General features: G+C 47.3%; 18 protein-coding genes. 9 read left to right on the forward strand and 9 right to left on the reverse strand.

All coding sequences use genetic code 11. From position 1 onward, the window contains the following. From ACN0R8_RS07005 to ACN0R8_RS07030, 6 genes are all read right to left on the reverse strand, one after another. Window positions 1-504 (reverse strand): transposase (locus tag ACN0R8_RS07005; protein WP_417596375.1); only part of this gene is annotated, 504 nt, incomplete at its 3' end. 8 nt (window positions 505-512) lie between these two features. Continuing rightward, a complete protein-coding gene (locus ACN0R8_RS07010; RefSeq protein WP_417596376.1) occupies window positions 513-707 on the reverse strand; it encodes a hypothetical protein in 195 nt (64 codons plus the stop codon). Between the two features lie 108 nt (window positions 708-815). After that, complete coding sequence (locus tag ACN0R8_RS07015; RefSeq protein WP_417596377.1) at window positions 816-1,646, reverse strand: DUF2971 domain-containing protein; 831 nt, start codon at window positions 1,644-1,646, stop codon at window positions 816-818. A gap of 119 nt (window positions 1,647-1,765) precedes the next feature. After that, window positions 1,766-2,413: a hypothetical protein gene (locus ACN0R8_RS07020; protein ID WP_417596378.1), complete on the reverse strand. Its 648-nt coding sequence runs from the start codon at window positions 2,411-2,413 to the stop codon at window positions 1,766-1,768. 30 nt (window positions 2,414-2,443) lie between these two features. Next, window positions 2,444-5,155, reverse strand: coding sequence for a restriction endonuclease (locus ACN0R8_RS07025; protein ID WP_417596379.1), 2,712 nt, complete (start codon window positions 5,153-5,155; stop codon window positions 2,444-2,446). Between the two features lie 421 nt (window positions 5,156-5,576). After that, entirely contained in the window at window positions 5,577-6,725 is a 1,149-nt protein-coding gene (locus ACN0R8_RS07030; protein WP_417596380.1) for a CobW family GTP-binding protein, read from the reverse strand. Between the two features lie 123 nt (window positions 6,726-6,848). Here ACN0R8_RS07030 and ACN0R8_RS07035 point away from each other — a divergent pair, with 123 nt between their 5' ends. Continuing rightward, on the forward strand, window positions 6,849-7,088 hold the full coding sequence (locus ACN0R8_RS07035) for a hypothetical protein (RefSeq protein WP_417596381.1): 240 nt from the start codon (window positions 6,849-6,851) through the stop codon (window positions 7,086-7,088). 31 nt (window positions 7,089-7,119) lie between these two features. Here the strand turns inward: ACN0R8_RS07035 and pxpB are convergent, their stop codons facing one another. Further along, complete coding sequence (gene pxpB / locus ACN0R8_RS07040; RefSeq protein WP_417596382.1) at window positions 7,120-8,859, reverse strand: 5-oxoprolinase subunit PxpB; 1,740 nt, start codon at window positions 8,857-8,859, stop codon at window positions 7,120-7,122. 400 nt (window positions 8,860-9,259) lie between these two features. On the opposite strand from pxpB, the gene ACN0R8_RS07045 reads away from it, so the two are divergent. The 5 genes from ACN0R8_RS07045 to ACN0R8_RS07065 all read left to right on the forward strand — a co-directional run bounded on the left by ACN0R8_RS07045 (window position 9,260) and on the right by ACN0R8_RS07065 (window position 14,278). Continuing rightward, window positions 9,260-10,408, forward strand: a complete 1,149-nt coding sequence (locus tag ACN0R8_RS07045; RefSeq protein WP_417596383.1) for an asparaginase — start codon at window positions 9,260-9,262, stop codon at window positions 10,406-10,408. Window positions 10,409-10,447: 39 nt separating this feature from the next. Further along, a complete protein-coding gene (locus ACN0R8_RS07050) occupies window positions 10,448-11,770 on the forward strand; it encodes a DUF3095 domain-containing protein (RefSeq protein WP_417596384.1) in 1,323 nt (440 codons plus the stop codon). A gap of 155 nt (window positions 11,771-11,925) precedes the next feature. After that, entirely contained in the window at window positions 11,926-12,096 is a 171-nt protein-coding gene (locus ACN0R8_RS07055) for a hypothetical protein (protein ID WP_417596385.1), read from the forward strand. An 80-nt stretch (window positions 12,097-12,176) separates the two neighbouring features. Continuing rightward, complete coding sequence (locus ACN0R8_RS07060; protein WP_417596386.1) at window positions 12,177-13,442, forward strand: NAD(P)/FAD-dependent oxidoreductase; 1,266 nt, start codon at window positions 12,177-12,179, stop codon at window positions 13,440-13,442. A 128-nt stretch (window positions 13,443-13,570) separates the two neighbouring features. Next, window positions 13,571-14,278 carry a cupin domain-containing protein gene (locus ACN0R8_RS07065; RefSeq protein ID WP_417596387.1) on the forward strand — a complete coding sequence of 236 codons (708 nt, stop codon included), beginning with the start codon at window positions 13,571-13,573 and terminating at the stop codon, window positions 14,276-14,278. 23 nt (window positions 14,279-14,301) lie between these two features. Here the strand turns inward: ACN0R8_RS07065 and ACN0R8_RS07070 are convergent, their stop codons facing one another. Continuing rightward, on the reverse strand, window positions 14,302-16,509 hold the full coding sequence (locus tag ACN0R8_RS07070) for a diguanylate cyclase (protein WP_417596388.1): 2,208 nt from the start codon (window positions 16,507-16,509) through the stop codon (window positions 14,302-14,304). A gap of 441 nt (window positions 16,510-16,950) precedes the next feature. On the opposite strand from ACN0R8_RS07070, the gene ACN0R8_RS07075 reads away from it, so the two are divergent. Continuing rightward, on the forward strand, window positions 16,951-17,955 hold the full coding sequence (locus tag ACN0R8_RS07075) for a SapC family protein (RefSeq protein ID WP_417596389.1): 1,005 nt from the start codon (window positions 16,951-16,953) through the stop codon (window positions 17,953-17,955). A 180-nt stretch (window positions 17,956-18,135) separates the two neighbouring features. Here the strand turns inward: ACN0R8_RS07075 and ACN0R8_RS07080 are convergent, their stop codons facing one another. After that, complete coding sequence (locus ACN0R8_RS07080; RefSeq protein WP_417596390.1) at window positions 18,136-18,570, reverse strand: acyl-CoA thioesterase; 435 nt, start codon at window positions 18,568-18,570, stop codon at window positions 18,136-18,138. A gap of 183 nt (window positions 18,571-18,753) precedes the next feature. On the opposite strand from ACN0R8_RS07080, the gene ACN0R8_RS07085 reads away from it, so the two are divergent. Together ACN0R8_RS07085 and ACN0R8_RS07090 are read left to right on the forward strand one after the other, a co-directional pair. Continuing rightward, on the forward strand, window positions 18,754-19,668 hold the full coding sequence (locus tag ACN0R8_RS07085; protein WP_417596391.1) for a LysR family transcriptional regulator: 915 nt from the start codon (window positions 18,754-18,756) through the stop codon (window positions 19,666-19,668). 86 nt (window positions 19,669-19,754) lie between these two features. After that, window positions 19,755-21,533: a choice-of-anchor I family protein gene (locus tag ACN0R8_RS07090; protein WP_417596392.1), complete on the forward strand. Its 1,779-nt coding sequence runs from the start codon at window positions 19,755-19,757 to the stop codon at window positions 21,531-21,533. The last annotated feature ends 64 nt before the right edge of the window (window positions 21,534-21,597 follow it).

The following is a 21,597-nucleotide window of genomic DNA, read 5'->3' on the forward strand; positions in this document are numbered from 1 at the left end:
GGTAATGTTACTCTTTACTTCCTTGCGACTCTTACCCTGCCCTATCCTAGGTTGGCTTTTCTGTAAGAAGTGATCCACCTTCTTGGCTGCTTTATCTAACGTGAGTATTGTTTTGGCTTTGCGGATATCCCGATCCAGTTCTTCTTCACTTTCCCAGCGGTCTTTGTCCTGATGTTCACTCAGGTGATGGCGGATCAGGCGTTTGAGTTTCTGGCGCTTCTGTTCCAGCTCTTTAAAGGTGCCTGACCATTCTTTGGCCGCATTGGAGCGCATTTTACAGCCATCAATGGCAAAGAGTTCATGGCCTAAAAGTCCCTGCTGATCACAGATCAACAGCACCTGTTCAAACAGATCTTCAATGGCTTGGGGCCGGCTGCTAACAAAATGAGCAAGGGTGCTAAAGTGCGGGACAGTATCGCAAGATAGGGCTTTAAAGATGATGTTGGTTTCGCAACACCACTGGATCTCACGGCTGGAGGTGATGCCTTTAGAATAAGCAAACAAGATGATTTTCAGCAAAATGGCTGGATCGTAGGCTGGGCGGCCTTCGCTATCATTCTTATAAGGCTGGTGAAACGCGGACAGATCCAGCTTTTCAGAAACGAGGTAATGCAGGGCATGCTAAAAGTACCGGGCTGCAACTGATCCAGGTAATTGATCACCACCATCGACGTTTGGTTGTAGTCGTAGTGCTTGAATCGAGCCATCACCGCCTCCTGCGTTTCAAAACCCGATCAGATCATAGTTCGGGAGGTTTTTCTACAGCCTGAACGCCTCAATAAGGGGCGCCGTAGGCGTCCCTCTTGATTGACTTGTTACATTTTCTTTCCGACTCTAATCCCATAGCTTTGGTCATCCAACTTTACCCGAAAAATTGGAGTGCTTGGAAAAGACTGCTGCATTATTTCAATGAGATCGATTTCATTTTGATCAGGTATTTTATCGCCAAAATATATGGCTTCTATGGATTTTTGCGAGATTTCTTTTAAGCCTGTAGTTGTGCATAATATTCTGCATTCACATTCATGCCCCCATTGATCATGCTTGCACTGTAATGCTTTTAGGTACTCAAAGTTACCTTTGTGTACTAGCGAAAACAGATCGATTTCATGAGGCCTTGTTACATAATTAACTTTTGTATATGAGAATGTATCTGCAGCGTTTAACTCTCTGAGTGATCTATAAAGCTCTTTGGCATTATATTTTATACAGAATCCTTTGAAACCATCCGCATATAGAGACCACATAATCATATTAGCTATATGAGAACGTTCATCATTTGGAATATCAGCAGACGTTGAATATATGCCCAAATTTCTTGTGTGCTCTATTGCTGATTTATGCTCTTTCTGAGCTTGCTCAACGACTGTTTCAAGGAAGGCCTCGGGATTTTCAAGGTATCTCTGAAGAACAATATCCTTAACATGGCTCTTTTCTAGATTTTTCTCATCACATAACATTTCTATCATGTAATTTACACATTTTGTGATGAGTGCTTCTCGATCACTTGGGTAGATGGTTTTTGTTACACCTTCAAATGGATCATTCAATGAGTCCTGCGTAGAAAGCCATATTTTTCTGTTGAGTAAGGCGTTTTTGGAATTATCAGTAACTGTATGAAACTTATATATGTAATCGAAGTTCACTCGATACTCCCTTAAAAATGTAACGCCCTAATAACAGGCAATAAAATAGTTGGCTAAAATCAGCGACGAAGGAGCAAAAGCCAACTGTTTTTTGTCCTTGTTTATTAGCTTGTTATTTTTCATTTGATTGCACGGGTTAGATTTGCCATTGCTAAACCCAACTCTCGAATTGCAATAAAAAGAATTTTTGTGAAAGGAGGCATCTCTTCAATTGCATCGTCTAGTGTTGGTTCTTTACGGCTTGCTGTATTTAGTATTTCTTTAAGTTGGCTTACATTTGGATCGGAGTCTATTTCTTCATTAAGAGCTTCTAGTTTTTGAGACACTTCCTTTAGTTTTTCAATATTTTCACTTAATTGAGCGTTAGTGGATATTTCTTCCATTATCTTTTTTTCGTGATGAGAATATTGCTCTTTAAGAAATAGAGCTAAGCTAGCCTTCTTAACTAATAGTTCCATTTCTTTCTTTTGAACGGCTAAATCACCTAGCTCTTCTTTAGTTTTTTCTCTAGTCTCTTCTAAATTACTTAGTTCCTCGGTTGTCTTAGCAATAGACCTAAGTGAATCCATTTCTATTTCTTGAAGATCAGTCTTGGTTAAAGCAGGCTTTGTAAAAGCAAACAACCCTACTACTGACGCCAAACCACCTACAATGCCTGCATATGAGAAATAAACTTCCTTATCAAAAATACCAAAATGGACAGCTATCCAGCCGCCAATAAAATATGCGATACATAATAATATTAATATTGCAGATAATCGTCTCACTCTGACTCCTTATGAAACATAACGCCGCATTCAGCGGCTTGTCCGCTGCAATGCTTTGTTATACGAGTCTAAAAACTCAAGATACTTTAGCAAGCCATTCAAATACCTTTTGCTGGATGTATCCTTCCAAGTTTTACCCAAAGCGTCCTTTAACCTAAGTGCCATCCCGCCCCTATCATCTGGCTTTGTTTCACTTATTTCACGAGCCAAGTTAACTGTGTCGGAGTTTAAAAGTGCTTGCGCTAAAATTTCATTTGCGCCTAAGGATAAATCAATGTTCTTAGTAAAAATCACGCTTGAGTCTTCTTGTCTTTTACAGATTCCCAAGGAAACAAGGTCCATCACAGAGTTCCTCATCTTTTTTTCATTTTGTTTTATAAGGCTCACTGAACCATTATCAATTAATAATGCAATCAGCTCTAAACTTTTAGAAGGCGACGTAGCAGCTAAGAATAAGTAGCTTTTCGTTCCTAGTACACCATAATCTGGTGAGAATTCTGAAATTGGGTAAACTGCCATTCCATTAGTGCTTTTACTTAATAGACCAGAAAAAAGAAGCCAATTTAAAAACTTTGAAGAATAGCCCTTTGGCGTATCACCTCTTTCATTTGAATACACAACATTCAAAGCTTGAGCATACTCCTCACTTGTAACAATTATTTTTCCTTTACCACCTGCACTGGAATGTAAATTCAAATATATTATATGACCGCTCAGATGAGCCCTTATAATGTCCTCAGGTTTTTCATTGCTATTAATAGGTGAAAAATTTCCGTCACTTTCCTTCTTTATTAATGAAAAAGATTGTAAATCCATGACAATATTAGTAAGAGTTCCCTTTTTATAATTAGTGATTTTTAGAAGCTGTTCAAAATTCAACTTCCTTTTATCAACAATAATCCTGTATATCGTAACTGCCATTTTCACGCTAGCTGCGGGCATATACGACCATGGGATAACCGGCGCTTCATCGGTAATCAAATAGTCTCTGAAAACATCCCAATATACAGATATCTTCTCTCCCGTTTTGATTACAAGCCTATCCGTAATTAAGTTGTAAACCGTTTGCTGGCCAAATTCCTTTGTTACTTGATAATGGTCAATTGGTGAATTATTGGCAACAAATCTCAAGCAGTCTACTTCCCTATCTGGCCTTTCCAAGTCCTCATCAAACAGGGATTTAATCTGTAACTGTGTAATTAACAACTCCTCTTGCGATACTTTGTTGTTAATTTTATTAAAGATATGCATACATAGTTTTTTTAGAAGCCAAGGAAAACCTTGTGACTGCTGCATTACCCTAGTTCGAAGCGATTTATTTAATTTAATACCGATGCTTTTTTCATAACTAGCTATCAATTTTGAAGAGTCTTTGATTGTAAATATGTCTAGCTTTTTATCGACCCTCCTATCCTTCAATTTACTCCACATTGAGTATGCTGGATTTTCCTCGCCAAGCGTAATCCCACTTCGCCAGGAAAACCCTACAACAAAATTCATTTTTTCTGATGAAACATCAATAGCGAATCTTTCAAATGCTCTAAAAAGACCAAAAAGCTCTTCCTTCATGAAAACTTCTTCAAATTGATCAAAGAAAAGAACCAGAACCTTTCCATTGTCTTTCAGGTAGTTCGTACATTGAGAAAAACTTACGCCAGATGTTATATCTTCAATATTCTCTACTTTAAAATCACCACTAAATTCGATGAAATCATCTGAAATTGCACTTTCAAAAGCTTTAACTATTGTCTCTGCAACAAATCTTGCTCCTCTTGCTGATCGAACATCAACAGGATATAGATAGTATTTATTTTTCCACTTTATATTTCTAAATCGTTCAGATAAGCATGCAACTAGAGATGATTTTCCGTTACCAGACGCCCCAATTATAGACATTAACCTTGTGTCAGTTTTCTGATTATTGACCGAGTCAAGAAAGTCCCAAATGTCTTTTTGAATAGCATCACGTCCTACAAAATCTGATGGCTTACATGGTTTTGGGTCCATAATATCATCGGCGACGATGATGCCGCTCACCACCTCTCTTTGAACTTGGACAACAGGTTTTTTATCTTTTTCTACATTCGTGGAAAATGGAAAAATAGGAATGTTTTCAAAAATATTTTGAGTGTCAAGAATCGTACGAATTTCTTTGCAATTAACAATATTATTGCCATTGAAGGCAAGAACTCTACTAGTAATACCTTCATTCATTTCTTGGAATAGCCAAGTAAAAGACAGCTCTGGATGAACAAGAAGAGTAGCGTGAGTTATATTCGCGTCCAGGTCCAGAGACTCATAGTCATTTACTTTTCCTGAAACCTTTAATGCATCCAATATCTCTTGCTTTCCATAAAATGAATAATCGCAACCATCCATTTCACGATATGTTTCATAAGCTCCTTGAGCATCTTTCCCCAAATTTGCAGTAGAAAACAACGCTATTCTATCTATTTTTGCCCTAGTAGCTTGGGCAAAACACAAATCAACAATACCCGCATCGATATTTTTAGAGTTATAGAACTTGCATTCAACATATACCGTTTTTCCAGATGGTGTATGTTTTGCCTGAATGTCAATTTCCATCCCTGTCTTTCGTATTTCTACATTTAAAATTTCATATGACTGCTTCTTTAATATATCGGCACACAATTTCTCAAAGAAGGCCCCCTTCTTAGTATTAGTGTAGGCCTCAGGAACTACCACTAAAATATTTCTTTCAATCGGAATAGTTCTATTCATCATTTTCCTTGCAGCTGGGTGCCGCGAATATTCGTATAACATTTTAATCATAGGCATGCGCGTTTTGCCGATTTCAATATACCGCCAAAAATTGAGGAAAGACTCTGATTAGAAAGGAAAAATCCATCTTATGATCCAAGCGCTTCCCTGCTAAACGCGCATGCGCATATACGCCAATAACCGTGCGCCTGTTATTGCCGCGCCCGTTCCTATAATTCATTGAATTTACAGATTATCCAATTTCTTCGCACCGGTAAACCGCGCATTAAGTCGGACAAACCGAGCACGTTTTTCTGCAAAATCAAAAATATACTGTATATTTAACCATGCAAGGACAAATATCACATGAAGGGCGGTTTATGGCTAAAAGTCCATTTTGGGACGGTGTCAGATCAGAGACACGCCAGCGCACCAATACCGCTTAATCCCCGCCTTTAAGACACGCCTTTAACCCCGCTTCTAACGCGTCGACTTCTTCAAACGGTTGCGGGCTGATCAGTTCAAAACGTGAATCCCGTCGGTAGGCGATGGGGAAGCGGTCGGATTCGCTGCCAACCCGGTTATAGAACTGCCACTGATCACGCACCCGGTACACGGCTTTCAGGCGCAGCAGGTTGGGGATGGCGTCCATCCAGCTGACCAGTTTGGCTTCATCAAACTTATCCTGTGGGTGGAACAGCCAACCGATGGTATAAACCCCTGCACCTTCACCCGATAACTGAACCGGTTGCCCCGGTTGGACTTTTTGCAGGGCGTCGGCAGCAAAGGTATCCGGTGTCGTTCCGGTCGGTTGGTGATGATGGTGGTGCCCATGATGATGGTCGTGGTCGTGGTCGTGGTCGTGGTCGTGGTCGTGGTTATGATGGCCGGTCAATTCCTGCTGATAAAACACGCCGTCACGACTGAGGGCTAACAGGTCAAGGTCGATTTGCCCTTGTTGGGCCCGCACCACAAGCTGTTTCGGTGGAAACATACCCAGAGCAGCCTGTTCAAAACGGGCGGTTTGCTCTTCCGTCGCCAGATCGGTTTTATTCAGTACCAGAATATCCGACAGACTGAGCTGATCCTGAAAGATCTCATTTTCCTGCACCCGGCGATCTTCAATCGCCCGTGGGTCAACCAAACAGATCACGGCCCGAAGGTCCAGTACCGGGGCAAAGGTCTCACTGGTTAAGGTGTCAATAATGCCAGCCGGATGACCAATACCGGTCGGTTCGATAATCAGACGATCCGGCTTGTACAACCGAATCAGCTTCACCAGCGTTGCCGAGAGCACAACGCCCAGACTGCAGCAGATACAACCGCCAGGTAACTCCTGAACCTTAAGGCCACCATTACTGCTTTCTGTCCCTGAGCTGGTTTCCGGATAGGCCGCTTGATCGATGCCAATCTGGCCAAACTCATTCACGATAACCACCCACTGTTCATGTTCCGGCTTCTGCGCCAGCAGGTTACGAATAGCAGTGGTTTTACCTACCCCTAAAAAGCCGGTAATCAGGTGAGTAGGAATCATTTTTCTGAATTTTTTATCACCCGTAGCGTTAGAGGATGGTGTCTGTGTTAGGCTCAAGAGGAACTCCTGCAAGACAGCCGGGCTGCCGATAAATGGTGTAATCCCAAAGTGTTACAATATAACATTTTAAATGTCTGCCGGGTCACCCATGAAACTCAGTATCGTCAAACAGGTGCTCTTATGCGTCGCTCCAGCCGAAACCCTTTTTTACGCCTGCCGATCACTCTTGGCAATGATGTGATCCACCACCTGATTCATGCGGACCATATTCTGCAGATCACTGCCGAAGATGAGCTTTCCTGCTCTCTTGAGCTGGTTAATGGCAAAGAGTACCAGGTAGAACTAGACCTGAAAGCGATGGAGCACCTGCTGAATCAGGCCTATGGCCATGAATTAGCCCAGCCAGCGCTGGATCTGTAAGCGGGCCAGCAGCAGGTTCTGCCATCATCTTTTAAGCCTTACGGAAGTATCGATAAAAGCGCATCAGATCCTGCTGCGCCCCATGGCATGACATGGGTTCAAAGCGCACCTTGGTATTAGGATGGCGCTGGGCCAACTGGCCGGTATCCGGTGGATAAACGCAGCCTAGCTTGGGGTAGCCACCAATGGTCTGACGGTCACGCATCAACACGATGGGCTGACCATCCGGTGGCACCTGAATCGCCCCAAGTGCAATACCTTCAGAGATGATATCTGGCTGCAGCGCTTTAATAGGAGCCCCCTGCAGGCGCACTCCCATACGGTCACTGTCCGGTGAAATCTGATAGGTCTCACTGAAGAAGCGCTCCAACTGCTCCGCCGGGAACAGGTTATACTGATAACCGGCAATCACCCGCAGCACCAGAGTTTCGGAATAATCCGGCAGGTAGTTGTTACTGACCCGCTTACCGATCAGTTTTTGCAGCTGAGGATCTTTGCGATGCTCCTGCTCAGTACAAGGCAGACAATCACCAAAGCTCAGCAGTTTGCCCTCTCCGGTCAGCCCTCCCATCTGCTCTCGCTGAACCGTAGCGACACTGCCAAAACACGGCTTAACCTGAAAGCCGCCCTTCACCGCCAGATAAGCCCGCGTGCCGGAACGGGGGTAGCCAAATTCCAGCCGATCACCTGCTCGCACAGGAATCACCTGCCAGTTCGCCACGGACTGACCATTCAAAGTCGGTGCGAGATCTGCTCCGGTGACCGCGATCAGAGTATCCACCTGGGCCTGCAGTTTGAGACCACCAAAGCTGACCTCCACGGCCGGAGCATTCCAGGGGTTTTTCAGCAGGTGGTTACCCCAGAGAAAAGCATGTTCATCCAGAGGCCCGCCGGTGGTCAGACCAACATACTGAAAACCGATACGCCCGGCATCCTGTAACTGGGACATCAACCCTGGATGAATCACGGTAAAGCCCGCTTTCAGGCCTGAGCTAAGATCAGCGCTTTTATCACGGCTTTTGGCCTGAGCCGCATCTGGCTGCATTTTTTGATCAGGCACAGCATCAGGATCTTCATCAAGGACACCACCCAGTGCCAGAAACTGCTCCCGGCTGATGGGTTCAAAGCGTACCGAATCCCCCTGAGCCAAGGGTGTCAGATCCGGCAGGGAACGGTCGATCATCGCCTGGGGTGTTCGGCCAATAATATTCCAACCGCCTGGGGATTCCAGCGGATATACCGCCGTTTGCGTACCGGCAATCGCAACGGAGCCTTTGGCAACACTAAGGCGTGGAGTGGCATGACGGGGAGCCTGAATGGACTCATCGACATCCCCCAGATAGGCAAATCCGGGAGCAAATCCGATGGCGGCGACCCGATAAGCTTTACGGCTATGTCGCTGAATGACCTCGTCGGGTGTTAAGCCTTTGCTCTGTGCCAGTGCTTCCAGGTCCGGTGCCACCTCTGGGTGATAGTAAACGGGAATCGAAATCTGCTGGCCTGCTCTGATGGCTTCCGAGGGGTTATTCGCCCAATGTTCCGTCAGGGGCTCCAGCAGCGCATCAAGCTCGAATCTGAGCTTTGCCGCATCCGTCTGCAGCAGATCAAAGGTGAGCAGAACCGTCGTATAAGCCGGAATCAAATCGGTTATACCGGTCAGTCCCCGAATCTTTTCGCAGGCCTGGGCGATGCGGGCACTAAGCTGAGCACTGGGCCGCGCGGCAAAATAGAGTATCAGACTATCAGTAGAGGCTGTTTCAATACGCACCATGGGGTTATCAGTTCCGGTTGTTTCTCGTGGTTCTGGTCATCCAAATAGCTGCAGAGCCGAATCAGAAAGGCGGCCCTGTCATCCATTATCATAAAGATTACTTAACGCGCTTTCAGTGCCTGAGGAATCGCTTTTACGGTATATAAAGACACGTCATTGTCTCCCTGTACACATAGGGTATCAGCCTTATAGGGCATCACACCCTGATCTATGCCTGTAACCCATTAAAAGCGCTGTTTTTATTACACTTTTCACCTTAACACAGTTAGATTATACCCTGTCGGATTTATGACCTGAACCCTGGGTCGATCCGGGCCCTGCTACAGGAAGTATTCATCTGAAGCCAGGGAGATCTCTCAACCTTTATTTTCGGACTTAAACCTTTTGAGGTGACCCTCCAATGCCGACAACGGAACCGACTCCTCCCGTCACAGCGACAGTCACAGCGGTTGACCCTGTATCCATCACCTCAGCGGCCTCCACTGAAGGCACTCACAATACCATCGCCCTGATTTATACCGGTGGCACCATCGGAATGGTGGACAGCGACAAGGGCCTGATACCCGGTGGCAATATGGCTGAGCGGCTGCTTAATCAATTGCAAACTCTACCGGAAAAACGGCGTCGGACACTGCCCGCCTTTGATCTTCTGACGCTACCCCAGCTGATCGACAGCTCAAACGCAACGCCTAGGGATTGGTTAGACCTGAACCGTTTGATCCGTCACCATTCCAAGCGCTATCAGGCGTTTATCATTTTGCACGGCACGGATACACTGGCTTATACCTCCTCTGCCCTGAGCTTTCTGCTACCACAGAATCTTCCCTGTATTGTCACAGGGTCTCAATACCCACTGGAGAAAGAAGCCAGCGATGCCCTGAGCAATGTGGAAGCCTCTCTGCTGGTGGCGAGCAGTCTGATCAATCAGCCGATGGCGCACAATGCTGGAGTCATCGTGTTTGGCGGCAAAATTTTACAGGGAAACCGCACCAGTAAGATCAGCACCTACTCACCACAGGGGTTTGACTGCATCAACCTGCCTGCTTTAGGTACTTGCTCAGAAGGCAAACTGAACTGGTCGGCTTCTGCTCAAATGACTGCAGAGCTGAAACCCACACCGGACACCAACTTCCCGCAGATCAGCACTGACGCGATAAATGATATTCCCCAGGTGGTCATACTGAAACTTTGGCCTGGCATTCAGGCAGAGCAGATCGAAAGCCTGCTGGCAGAACCCGTTAAAGGCGTTATTCTGGAAAGTTACGGCAGCGGTAATGCACCGGATCTGAATCAGCCATTACTGGATGCATTTAAAACGGCCACCGACCGCGGCGTTATTATTGTCAATCGCAGTCAATGCCCTGAAGGCTCCGTTAGCATGAGCTATGCCGCAGGATCGGCTCTGAGCGACGCCGGTATTATCAGTGGTTATGATATGACCTGTGAAACCGCCTTCAGTAAACTGACTCTTCTGCTCTGCAGTAATTTAAATAACAAGCGGGTAAAAGAAGCATTTAAACGAAACCATTATGCCGAGTGTAGCGTATAGTCAGTGTCATACTGAGCGAACTCAAGAGAGAAGGGAATAATGCCGGAACACGACACCAAAAGTACCGCTGAAAACCCAAACACCACGTTTTACCGGGACTTGCCAGCTGTTACCGACTTTTCTCTGCTGCTGAACCTTGATGCCTATCAGCCAGTACCTGATAACTGGTATGTGCTGGTAGCCGATGTGGTGAACTCTACCGGTGCCATTCTGAATAACCGCTACCAGGATGTGAACACTCTGGGTGCCAGTTGTATTATTGCGGTATTGAATGCCTGCGAACAGGTGATATCGGCTACCTGTGAAGTGCCGGGGTCAGTGGAATCTATTGGAGATACGGCAACATCGGTTCCGGCAGCTCAAAGCCGTGAGCATATTCCCTATGTCTTTGGCGGTGACGGGGCCTCCTTTTGCATCCCTCCCTGTTATTTGAATGCCGCTCTGGCTGCCCTCAAGGGGACTCAGAAAGTCTCTACTGAAGCTTACAACCTTGAGCTGCGCACGGGCTTTGTCGCCGTATCCGACCTGCGAGCCGCTGGTCATGAATTGCTGATCAGTAAGATGCAGGTCAGCCAGCATGCCTTTCAGGCCGCATTTGCCGGTAGCGGCATGACCGAAGCAGAAATTTGGCTGAAAAAAGATCCCGAGAAATATGCCATCCCGGAATCCACTCCTGCTGAAGCTGATTTCTCCGGCCTGCAATGTCGATGGGATCGCATTCCCAGCCCCCGGGAGGAGACAGTTTCTCTGCTGGTGGAAAGCCAATGTGAAACTCTGGATCAGCAAAGTCGGCTGTATCAGGATACACTGAGTAAAATCATTGAAATATATGGCGACCGTGATCAGCATCACCCGTTACAGGCCAACCGGATGCAGATAACCTTCTCCAATGAGAAGCTACGCACGGAAACGCTACTCTATAGTGCTGGAAAAAGCCGACTCTACAAACTGGGTTACGCCTTAAAAATCCGATTTATTGCTATCATGGCCCGTATCATGATGGCCAGTAATATCGTTATTAAGGGCTATAACTGGGGTGGTTATAAAGAAGATATGATCCGCCACTCAGATCACCGTAAATTCGATAATATGCTGCGCATGGTAATGGCAGGCACGCCACAACAACGAGAACAACTGGAAAACTGGCTAAAGGCACAGCAAAGCGCGGGGGTGCTCCACTACGGTATCAGCACATCAGAGGCAGCACTGTTAACCTGTCTGGTATTTCAGCATGGTACAGACCATTTCCATTTTGTCGATGGTGCTGATGGTGGCTACGCCCTTGCCGCTACCCACCTGAAACAGCAACGGAAAGCATCACATGGCATAAAGACAACTGCGATCCATGATGCACCGATATAGAAACACCTCGATATAGAAACACCCCGTATCTATGGCCAATTAATGGCCATACTTTGTTTCTGTTGCATCCCGCTATAGCCCGGCGTAAAGTCCGGTTTAACCATCATATTTATATGGAATAGTTACTCACATAACATTCTGAGCAGGAAGCCCACATGACAGAAGAAGAATTCAAAGCACTGCAGCAATGGCATAGTAATGATCTGCTGGAAGGCGTTCGCTGTCTGATGGCCGTCACTGAAGTGAACAATCTGACCGATCTGTTCCGCCTCAATGAACTAGCGGAAAGCTATCGCCAGCATTACCCGTTACCGAATCAGGAGTGACGGTAAAATACCCTTCTCCCGCTTTACAGCGCACCGGCATTTCAATAGAGTTCGCCCTCTGCAAAATGGGGTAGCGAGCAATGCAACAACAGCCAAAATATCAACAGCACGATGTGATTATTATTGGAGCCGGTGCGGCCGGTCTGATGTGTGCCATCAGCGCCGGACAGCGCCAACGTGATGTACTGATACTCGACCATGCCCGTAAAGCCGGCAACAAGATTATGGTATCCGGTGGAGGTCGCTGTAACTTCACAAATTATTATGTTGAACCAAACCGCTACCTGTCCCGCAACCCTCATTTCTGCAAATCAGCCCTGAGCCGCTATACCCAATGGGACTTTATCGCTCTGGTGGATAAGCATGGCCTGCCCTATCACGAAAAGGAAGAGGGCCAGCTTTTCTCAGATAATAAATCCAAGGCGATTCTGGATATGATGCTACAGGAAGTCTCAGATGCCGGTGCCCGACTTCGTCTGAAAACAGACGTTCAGCAGATCACCCCTCTGCCGGATACCACAGCGCCTTACCGTTATCAACTGACCGTGGAGCAGAACGGGCTGAAAGAAACGCTGCACTGCCAGTCACTGGTTATCGCTTCCGGTGGCCTTTCTATGCCCACCATGGGAGCTTCAGGCTTTGGTTATCAGGTCGCTGAACAGTTTGGTCTGACAGTACTGCCCCGCTGCGCAGCTCTGGTGCCTTTTACTCTGCAACCGGAAGAAAAAGAGCTGACTGAGCCCCTGTCCGGTCTCAGCACGCCTGCGATGCTGAACTGTGAACCCGCCAAAGGCAGCAGAAATGATAAGGGCAAACCCCGGGAAGGTATGAGCTTTAACGGCAGCCTGCTCTTTACGCATCGGGGGCTGAGTGGCCCCGCCGTGCTGCAGATCTCCTCCTACTGGCAGTCCGGCGATACCCTTGAGGTCGATCTGATTCCGGGGCTTGATCTAAACGAACACCTGAAAGAGCTGCGTCAGAGCCGCCCTAAAGCAGAGCTGAAGACAATCCTTGGTGAACATTTACCTGCACGCCTGGCAAAAGCTCTGTGTGAACACTGGTTTGATAACACCACCATAAGTGAACTGAGCAACGCCAAAATCGAAGAGATCGCCAACAAGGTGCATCGCTGGCAGCCGAAAATATCCGGCACCGAAGGCTACCGCACGGCAGAGGTGACCCTGGGCGGCATCGATACCGACGAACTTTCTTCCAAAACCATGGAAGCGAAAAAAGCCCCCGGCCTCTACTTTATTGGTGAAGTGGTGGATGTCTCCGGCCACCTGGGTGGCTTTAACTTCCAGTGGGCATGGAGCTCGGGGTGGGTCGCCGGAGAGGTGGTTTAACTTTTGGTGCCAGCGCAGGTTTTTTGCTTCTTGACGATCGCCTAGGTATAAACCTTCAGCTCTGCAATCTCTCCTGTAAAAAATCACGTATAATCCATTCACTATGGCTTTAATGATATAGGTTTGGTATGCCCCCTGAAAATATTGAAAAAACAGCAGAAACCTCAGTGCTACCGGAAAACCTGAATATGGATTTCAGCCAGCGCCTTACCATTAACACCGCTGAGATGGCTTGGCTACCCAGCCCGGCTAAAGGTGTGCGCCGCAAACCATTAGAGCGGGCACAGCGTGAAGCCGGACACACCACCAGTATTGTTGAGTACGCGCCGGGCACCAGCTTCAGTGAGCACCGGCACCCGCTGGGTGAAGAGATTTTTGTTCTGGAAGGCATCTTTTCCGATGAAAATGGCGATTATCCTGCGGGCAGTTATCTCCGTAACCCGCCGGGCAGTCGGCATGCCCCTTTCAGCAAAGAGGGCTGCAGGATTTTTGTGAAGCTGAATCAGTTCGATCCGAAAGATCTGGAGCAGGTACGTATCCAGACGGTAGAACAGCCCTGGCGACAAGGTATCGGTGGTTTACAGGTGATGCCATTGCATGACTTTGAAGGTCAGCATACCGCCCTGGTGAAATGGCCTGCCGCTGAACGCTTCCAGCCCCACCGACATTTTGGTGGTGAGGAAATTCTGGTGATATCCGGCACCTTTCAAGATGAATATGCCAGATATCCGGCAGGCAGCTGGCTGCGTAGTCCACACCTGAGCCAGCATAACCCCTTCGTCTATGAAGATACTCTGATTCTGGTTAAGGTGGGGCATCTTCCTTCGGGGAGTTAGACGCAACGTCCATTACCTGTTTCTCATTCCGTTACCTGTCTCTCGGAATTCTTATCAAAAACATGAACTCTGTTGCGCCCGGAGTTCTTCGCCTGATAAAGCGCCAGATCGGTTCGCTGATACCAGTGAGAAAAGCTATCTTCCGGGTCAAGCTGAGATACGCCGATACTCACGGTAAAAGCTACGGCCGCTTTGGCAGCTCCTTCTTCAATCTGCCGACGGTACCGCTCTGCCAGCTCTCTGGCGGCACTCAGCTCTGTATCCGGCAGCAATACCAGAAACTCTTCTCCCCCCCAGCGCACCAAGTAGTCAGCTTCCCGCGTGACCCCGGCCATAACCGCACCGAACCAACACAAAACATCATCCCCGACTTTATGGCCCAGTGAGTCGTTGATTCTCTTAAAGTAGTCAATATCAAGAATCATCATGCAGACCGGGATTTTATAACGGCGGCAGCGCGCCATTTCCTGCTCAATAAGGGGTTCCGAGCCATGGCGATTCATCAGCCCGGTTAACTGATCCGTTCGCGCCAAATTAAGAGCAGCTTCCTGAGCTTCTTCCTTCAACCGAACCTCTTTTTTCAACATAAGGTTCAATCGTACATACCAGATGATCACACCACCCAGAATAAAGACAGTCGCAAAAATGCCCGCAAGGGTTATCAACCAGTCATGCTGCGCTGCATAGCGAATAGAAACCCAACGATTGATAACCTCCTGTCGGCTGGACAGAGGAATCTGGCTAATCACCTTATTCAGAATTGAATCCAGCGGTTGCAGTTCATTACGCACCCCCATTGAAAGCTGCCAAAATCTATCGATCTCACTACTGACCTTAAGCTGACCCAGGTAGTGTTTCTGCACCCAATAGCCTGATGCGATCAGAGAGTCGATATAGCCAAAAAGCTCGCCACTACGAACCTTGGCCAAGCCCTGCTCAATATTATCCACTTCCACAAACGTAAGGTCAGGGTACTGTTCACTTAACATAGGGTTAAAAGCATAACCTTTAACCGTACCAATACGCTTGTTCTGCAATTCTTTTAAACTGGGCAGATAGGCTTCGTTAATCCCCGTAACCAATACCAGAGGGGACTCGACAAAGGGTCGGGTAAAACTCAGAAATGATTCCCGATCAGGGGTTTTCATGATCAGGGGAAAAATATCACACTTCCCCGTCTGTGCCTGCCGGAGGGTTTCAGACCAAGAACCACTCTCTACAGGGGTAAACCGTGTATTAAGCTGCTCAGCCACTAACGCCATCAGCTCGGAGGCGATGCCAGTATGCTGACCATCTTCCAGTCCTTCTAATGGCATCCAGTCAGGATCAACACAGAGCTTCAGATCAGGATGTGCACGTAAAAAACGCACCTCTTCAGTCGTCAGACCTGCGGCATCGTCCGTACGATGCCTGCTGCTCATCCAGCGCTCTTTTAATCCGGAAACAAAGCTTTGAGGCATTGCGGCCTCTCCTTTGGACAGGATACTGTTCAGCAAGGTATTACCCTTCTGGACCCCCATCGATAACGATGTTTGACCAGGCAGCTCAAGGCCCGGAACCTGACCGGTCATCAGATTGCTTAACCAATGCTTCTGAATATAAAAATCCAGCGACGGATAGCTGCTGACAGCGATATCTGCACGACCACTTGCCACCGCAAGAACCGCTTCATCAGTTGATGCTGTGACTAAAAGAAAAATATTAGGATAGTGCTCTTGCAGATGGTCATGCAGAAAAGTATTTTTCGCCACCGCAATGATCTGTTTTTCCAGGGGAACCCCTGCCTGATCGCGGTGAAAAACTGCAGCGCTGATATACTCAATATGTTTAAAAGAAGTGAAATCGATGTAAGCTCTTCGTTCTGAGGTTTCTACGATAGTAGGAATAATATCCAACTCTCCGGCACGGAGCATTCTTAACGCTTCAAACCAATGAACACCGCTAACAAAACGCACTTCTTTATTAAGCAGTCGCCCCATCTCCCGCATATAGTCAGCGGTATACCCCTTTACAACGCCGTCTTCCGAGTAACTGAACGGAGGAAAGCTATCCAGCGCCAGAACCGACAAGTAGGGCTTAGTATCAAGATAAGCCTGCTCTTTAGCCGCTAACTGTGCCGATGCCTCAGATCTGGCAGGGGTTATAAAGAGCATCATCAGAGCTAAAAAAAAGAAAAACAGAGCACTCTTTATTGAGAATTGTGGGCTTACCCGCAATAACGGTTTTAACATTCCCTTTACCTCTCAATATGTTACATCGTGTATCAAACAGTAATACAACCTCAACCGGGAGGGAACACCCATCAGCAAAAATAGTACCCTCCCCAGATAAGGTTAATTTAACCGAACGAAGCTCTATAACCCAGAAAAAATAAGCTCTGAGCAACATATCCAGGTAAGACCTGAAGCAAAACATTACAGACATTGCCCGCTATAAAAGGTAGTTAGGCGACGAAGTCTGCATAAAGGCGTCAATTGCATTTTACATTCAATTACTTACCGACGCGGCCGACCACTGGTTAGCACCTTTCAAGGCTGGTAAGATACGCCGAACCTTTTGACCGCAGTTAAAGTATTAAGCAAACTGCAATCAGAAGCAAAAGGTGGCCCATCCCACAGATAAAGGCTTTTCACTCTTAGGATAAGAGCTGAAACAATAAAAAAATGATGAGTATGAATAATCAAACGGTAGATTTGTTTTCCCCGGATCATGATTATGATCTGCGCTTTCATGAAGAACCCGACCTGAGTTTTGCCAGCCAATGGGCCTCAGTACCTGTTCATATTAAAGAAGCCGTAGAGCTGTCTCAGAGCCTGCCTGTGGTTTTCCGTCGTAATCTTACCGGTACGATCGAGATTATTGCGCTATTAACCTGTGATGGCGAACATTTGATCAGGAATGGTCAGTGGAGCCTGAAGCAGCAACCGGAACTGCTCCGGCACTATCCTTTCACTTGGATATTGAAACAGCGCGATATTAAGCTGGCCTACTACTCCCAGGCACCGCACTTTCAGGGCAAAGGCCAGAAGCTGCTAACCTCTAAGGGTAAGCCAACCCGTAAGCTGAATGACGTGATCAAAGGGTTGGATAAAGCGCAAAGCTTTTTCTCGGCCACCGGCCAACGCATGATGGAGCTGGTTCGCTTCAATCTGCTGACCCCAATCACCGTGGCACAAAACGTCACCTTGCCCCAGGAAACTTATCTGGTTTTGCAGGAGCCTCTTTCCGATGATGTGCGCTCACAACTCAGCCCGGAAGTTGCCCACCTGCTGGATTGCCATATAAAAAGCCTGGCACTATTGCCTGCCATCAATGGCGCTCTGTCAGCCGCCGGATCAACAGTGGCAGCAACAGAAAAACCGGCAAACAAAACGAGTAAAAAAGCACCGTCTGAAAAGAGTTCAGCTAAGAAAGCAGCTACGCCTAAACAGGCGGATGCAAAAGCTAAAAAAGCTGTCGCTCAACCTGCCGGAGCTGAAGGTATCGATAAGATCATCGACAACACCTGTGAGCAACTTGGTGTCAGCCGTGAAGATCTTCAGAGCCGGAAACGTAACGACCTGCTAACCCAGGCCCGCAACCAGCTAGCAGCTGAAGCTAAAGCCGCTGGCAGCCTGAAAGAGATGGCAGCCTGGCTGGAGCGCTCTCCTGCCACACTGTCCAGCTGGCTCAAATAGCCTGGCACTCAAGCAATACAAACAGCCCGACAATCATTTGTCGGGCTGTTTGCGTTTAAAGGCTATCGACACTTAAGACCTAAAACTGCGCTATTAAGCTATACAGATGCTTTAACTTCTTCTGCTTCTAACTGGCTATATCTACCACTGAACGGGCCTACCACTAAACAGGCCTACCACTCAGACACCCGCTGTCTTTTGCTCCAGCATGTACTGTTTTACAATATCCGGCAGTTCAACGACCTTACGTTCCGCCACCGAGAACCAACCAAAAACAGCTTTATGGCGTGCCGCCAGATCACCATTCTGTCGGTAGATACTATTGACCAGCTGAACCGATTTCGCGGAACCGGTGGGCTCTCCGATCTCAATAGTGACCTCGACCACCTCTCCCATAAAGAGCTCACGAAAATACTCCGTTTCCTCTTTAAATAGCACCGGCCCCAAACCCTGCTGCTTTAACCACTCCTGAGTCATACCAATTTTAATCATGTACCCGACACGGGTATGAGCACAGAAATCTGCATAAGCACTGTGGCGCATATGCTGGTTGGCATCACAGTCACTCCAGCGCACTTCAATCTGCTTTCGAAACAATACATTTTCATCTGACATCTTTATCTCCCCTCCCCCGATACCTTATTAACTTTAATCGCAGCTGCAGCATTGTGACCCGATCTTTGGTATAAGTTAAATTCATAATTCAAATTCTTAGCATGATTTTAAATCATCAAAAATAGTTTAACGCTACACGATACATAAACGTGTAAAAAATAAGAAAGAGCAAGAGCCTGCGCCATGGATATACGCACCCTGAAAAAGATCGACCTTAATGCACTGGTAACCCTAAAAGTACTGCTGGATGAGAAGCATGTGACTCAGACAGCCCATCAGCTGAATCTGACACAGTCGGCTGTCAGCCGGACATTGGCCAAGCTCAGAGAGATGTTTGACGATCCACTACTGGTCAAGTCCGGGAAGCACCTGGCCCTGACAAACCGGGCGGAGAAACTTCAGCCTCAGCTTAACGCACTACTGGAAAACGCCAGTGCGCTACTGCTGCCGGAAAAATTCAACCCTGCAACTCACAAAGGCAGTATTCGCCTGGCAACAACCGACTACGGCACCCATAGTTTACTGCCGAGGCTGGTACCTGCATTAAATGAGGTTGCTCCCGGTGTCAGCCTGACCGCCGTAGACTGGCGCTCCAACCTGTTGACCGAGCTGGAGGAGAACCGGGTTGATCTGATTATCGGAGGGGCTACTATCCCGCCTTCAGACATTTTCCAGCGCATTGTGGCCCATGACCATTTTGTAGCCGTTGTCCGCAAAAGCCACCCATATGCAGAAAAAATCACTCTGGATCAGTACCTTCAGCTCAAGCACGTTATGATCAGCCCCACAGGAACGGGTAACAGTGGTATTGATGACCTGCTGGCATTAAACCGCCATAAACGCAATATCAGTGTTCGGGTACCCCATTTTTTTGCCGCACTGGAGATTATTGCCACCACCGATATGATCATTCTGCTGCCGGCTAAATTTGTGCGCCGTTATGTCTCTGAAGATAAATACTCAGTACTGCCGCCTCCGTTTGAGATCCCACCGATGGAGATCTCCATGTTCTGGCACGCCAGAATGCATCATGATCCGCTACATCAATGGTTTCGTCAGTTTGTCTACGACACCATCTATGACCGAAAAACCCAATAACATCAGACTGTAACAGAAGCCTGGTAGTGTACTCCGGTGTTAATTATATACCGGCACGAATCACTCACTGGCAAATGGAATACGAAATGAAAAAACAGTTATTGGCTTTGGTTATTGGTGCAACCTTGGCTGGCTGCGCAAGCCAAAACAACATGCTGCCTCAGCAAACACCAATCAAGAGCCTCTCACTGGACGTAGTTGGCAGCTATGTATCGGGTAGCGAGTTTGACACCTCAAGTGCTGAGATCGTTTCGTACGACAAAACCACTGACCGTCTGTATGTGGTCAACGCAGAAAACAAAAGCATTGATGTGCTAGGCTTCAACAATAACGATCAACCGGTTAAAGCCGGTAGCATCAATCTGAAGTCAGCAGCCGAAGCTGCAAATATCGCTATCGGTGCCGCAAACAGTGTGTCGGCAAAAAAAGGCTTAGTGGCTGTCGCTATTGAAAATAGCAATAAACAAAAAGATGGGATTATCGCGCTCTACCGCAGCGATGACCTTTCTCTGATCAACACCTACCCAGCAGGTGCGCTGCCGGACATGGTCATCCTGACCGAAGATGGCAATCACATTCTGGCAGCCAATGAAGGCGAGCCCAGCAAGGATTACTCCGTTGACCCAGAAGGCAGCGTAACACTTATCGACATCAGCTCCGGCACCAACAACTCAAAAGCCGTCGTTAAGCAGATCAACTTTCACGATTTCAATCAAGGCAATCCACGCTACTCAGAACTGAAGAGTGTGCGGCTTCCCCGCCCACACGGTGCAACCGTCTCCCAGGATCTGGAACCAGAATATATCGCATTAACAGATGATGGTAAGGCTGTTATTGCATTACAGGAAAACAACGCTCTGGCAGTTATCGATATTGCATCGGCAAAGATCGAAACAATTAACGGCCTGGGCCTGAAGAGTTGGGCGGACAAAGAAACCGGCGGTTATGGTTATCAACTCGACCTGACCAATAAAGATGGCAAATTCAGCCTTGCAAGCTACCCTCAGCTAGCGGGCTACTACATGCCGGATACCATCGCAGGATTTAGCGTCTATGGTCAGCAGTATGTCATTACTGCAAACGAAGGTGATGGCCGGGAATACATTTACGAGACCACTCAAAGTAAATGCGAAGGCAAAGGTCATAAATGGGATAGCGATGACAGTAGTAATAGCGCAAGCTACACCACAACCTCCGGCGACTGCATCTCTTATACCGATGAAACCCGGGGTAAAAAACTTAAAGTAGCGGAACAGCACCCTCTGATGAACAGAGCGGTTTACGGCGACAATACCATCGCTAACGGCAAGGCGATCGGTCGTATTAAAGTTGTTGTTGATAACGCTGAGGCTTATAAGGTTGCTGCAGACCAAACCATTAAAACCTTTGGCGCACGCTCATTCTCAATCTGGACACTGAATGGCGAACAGGTCTTTGATAGTGGCGATCAACTGTCAAAGCTGGCAAATACGGCACAGCATTTCAATGCAAGTAATGACACCAATGAAAGTGATGACCGTAGCGACGACAAAGGTGTAGAGCCAGAAGCGGTGGAAGTTGCCAAGATTAATGGCAATACACTGGCCTTTATTGGGCTGGAACGCCAGGGCGGCATTGCCGTTTATAATGTGTCTAATCCGAAGGCACCGGTATTTCTGGATTACGTCAACAACCGCAATTTTACCGCTGATGTCTGTACAGAAGTGGATAAAGACGGTGAATGTGCCAACGGTACCTACAACCCCAAAGTGAAAGACCTCGGCCCTGAGTCCATCGAGTACTTCACCCGACAAGGTGAGCACTTTATCGCGGTCGGTAACGAAGTGTCTGGCACCACCACCGTTTACAAACTCAACATCATCTAAATGCTAAACAGCAGGTGCTTTGCTTAAGGCACCTTCTGTCCCCAGCTACCCAGCGATTATCTTT

This window comes from Oceanospirillum sp. (genome assembly GCF_048265165.1).
In the GTDB taxonomy this organism is placed as follows: Bacteria; Pseudomonadota; Gammaproteobacteria; order Pseudomonadales; family Halomonadaceae; genus Oceanospirillum.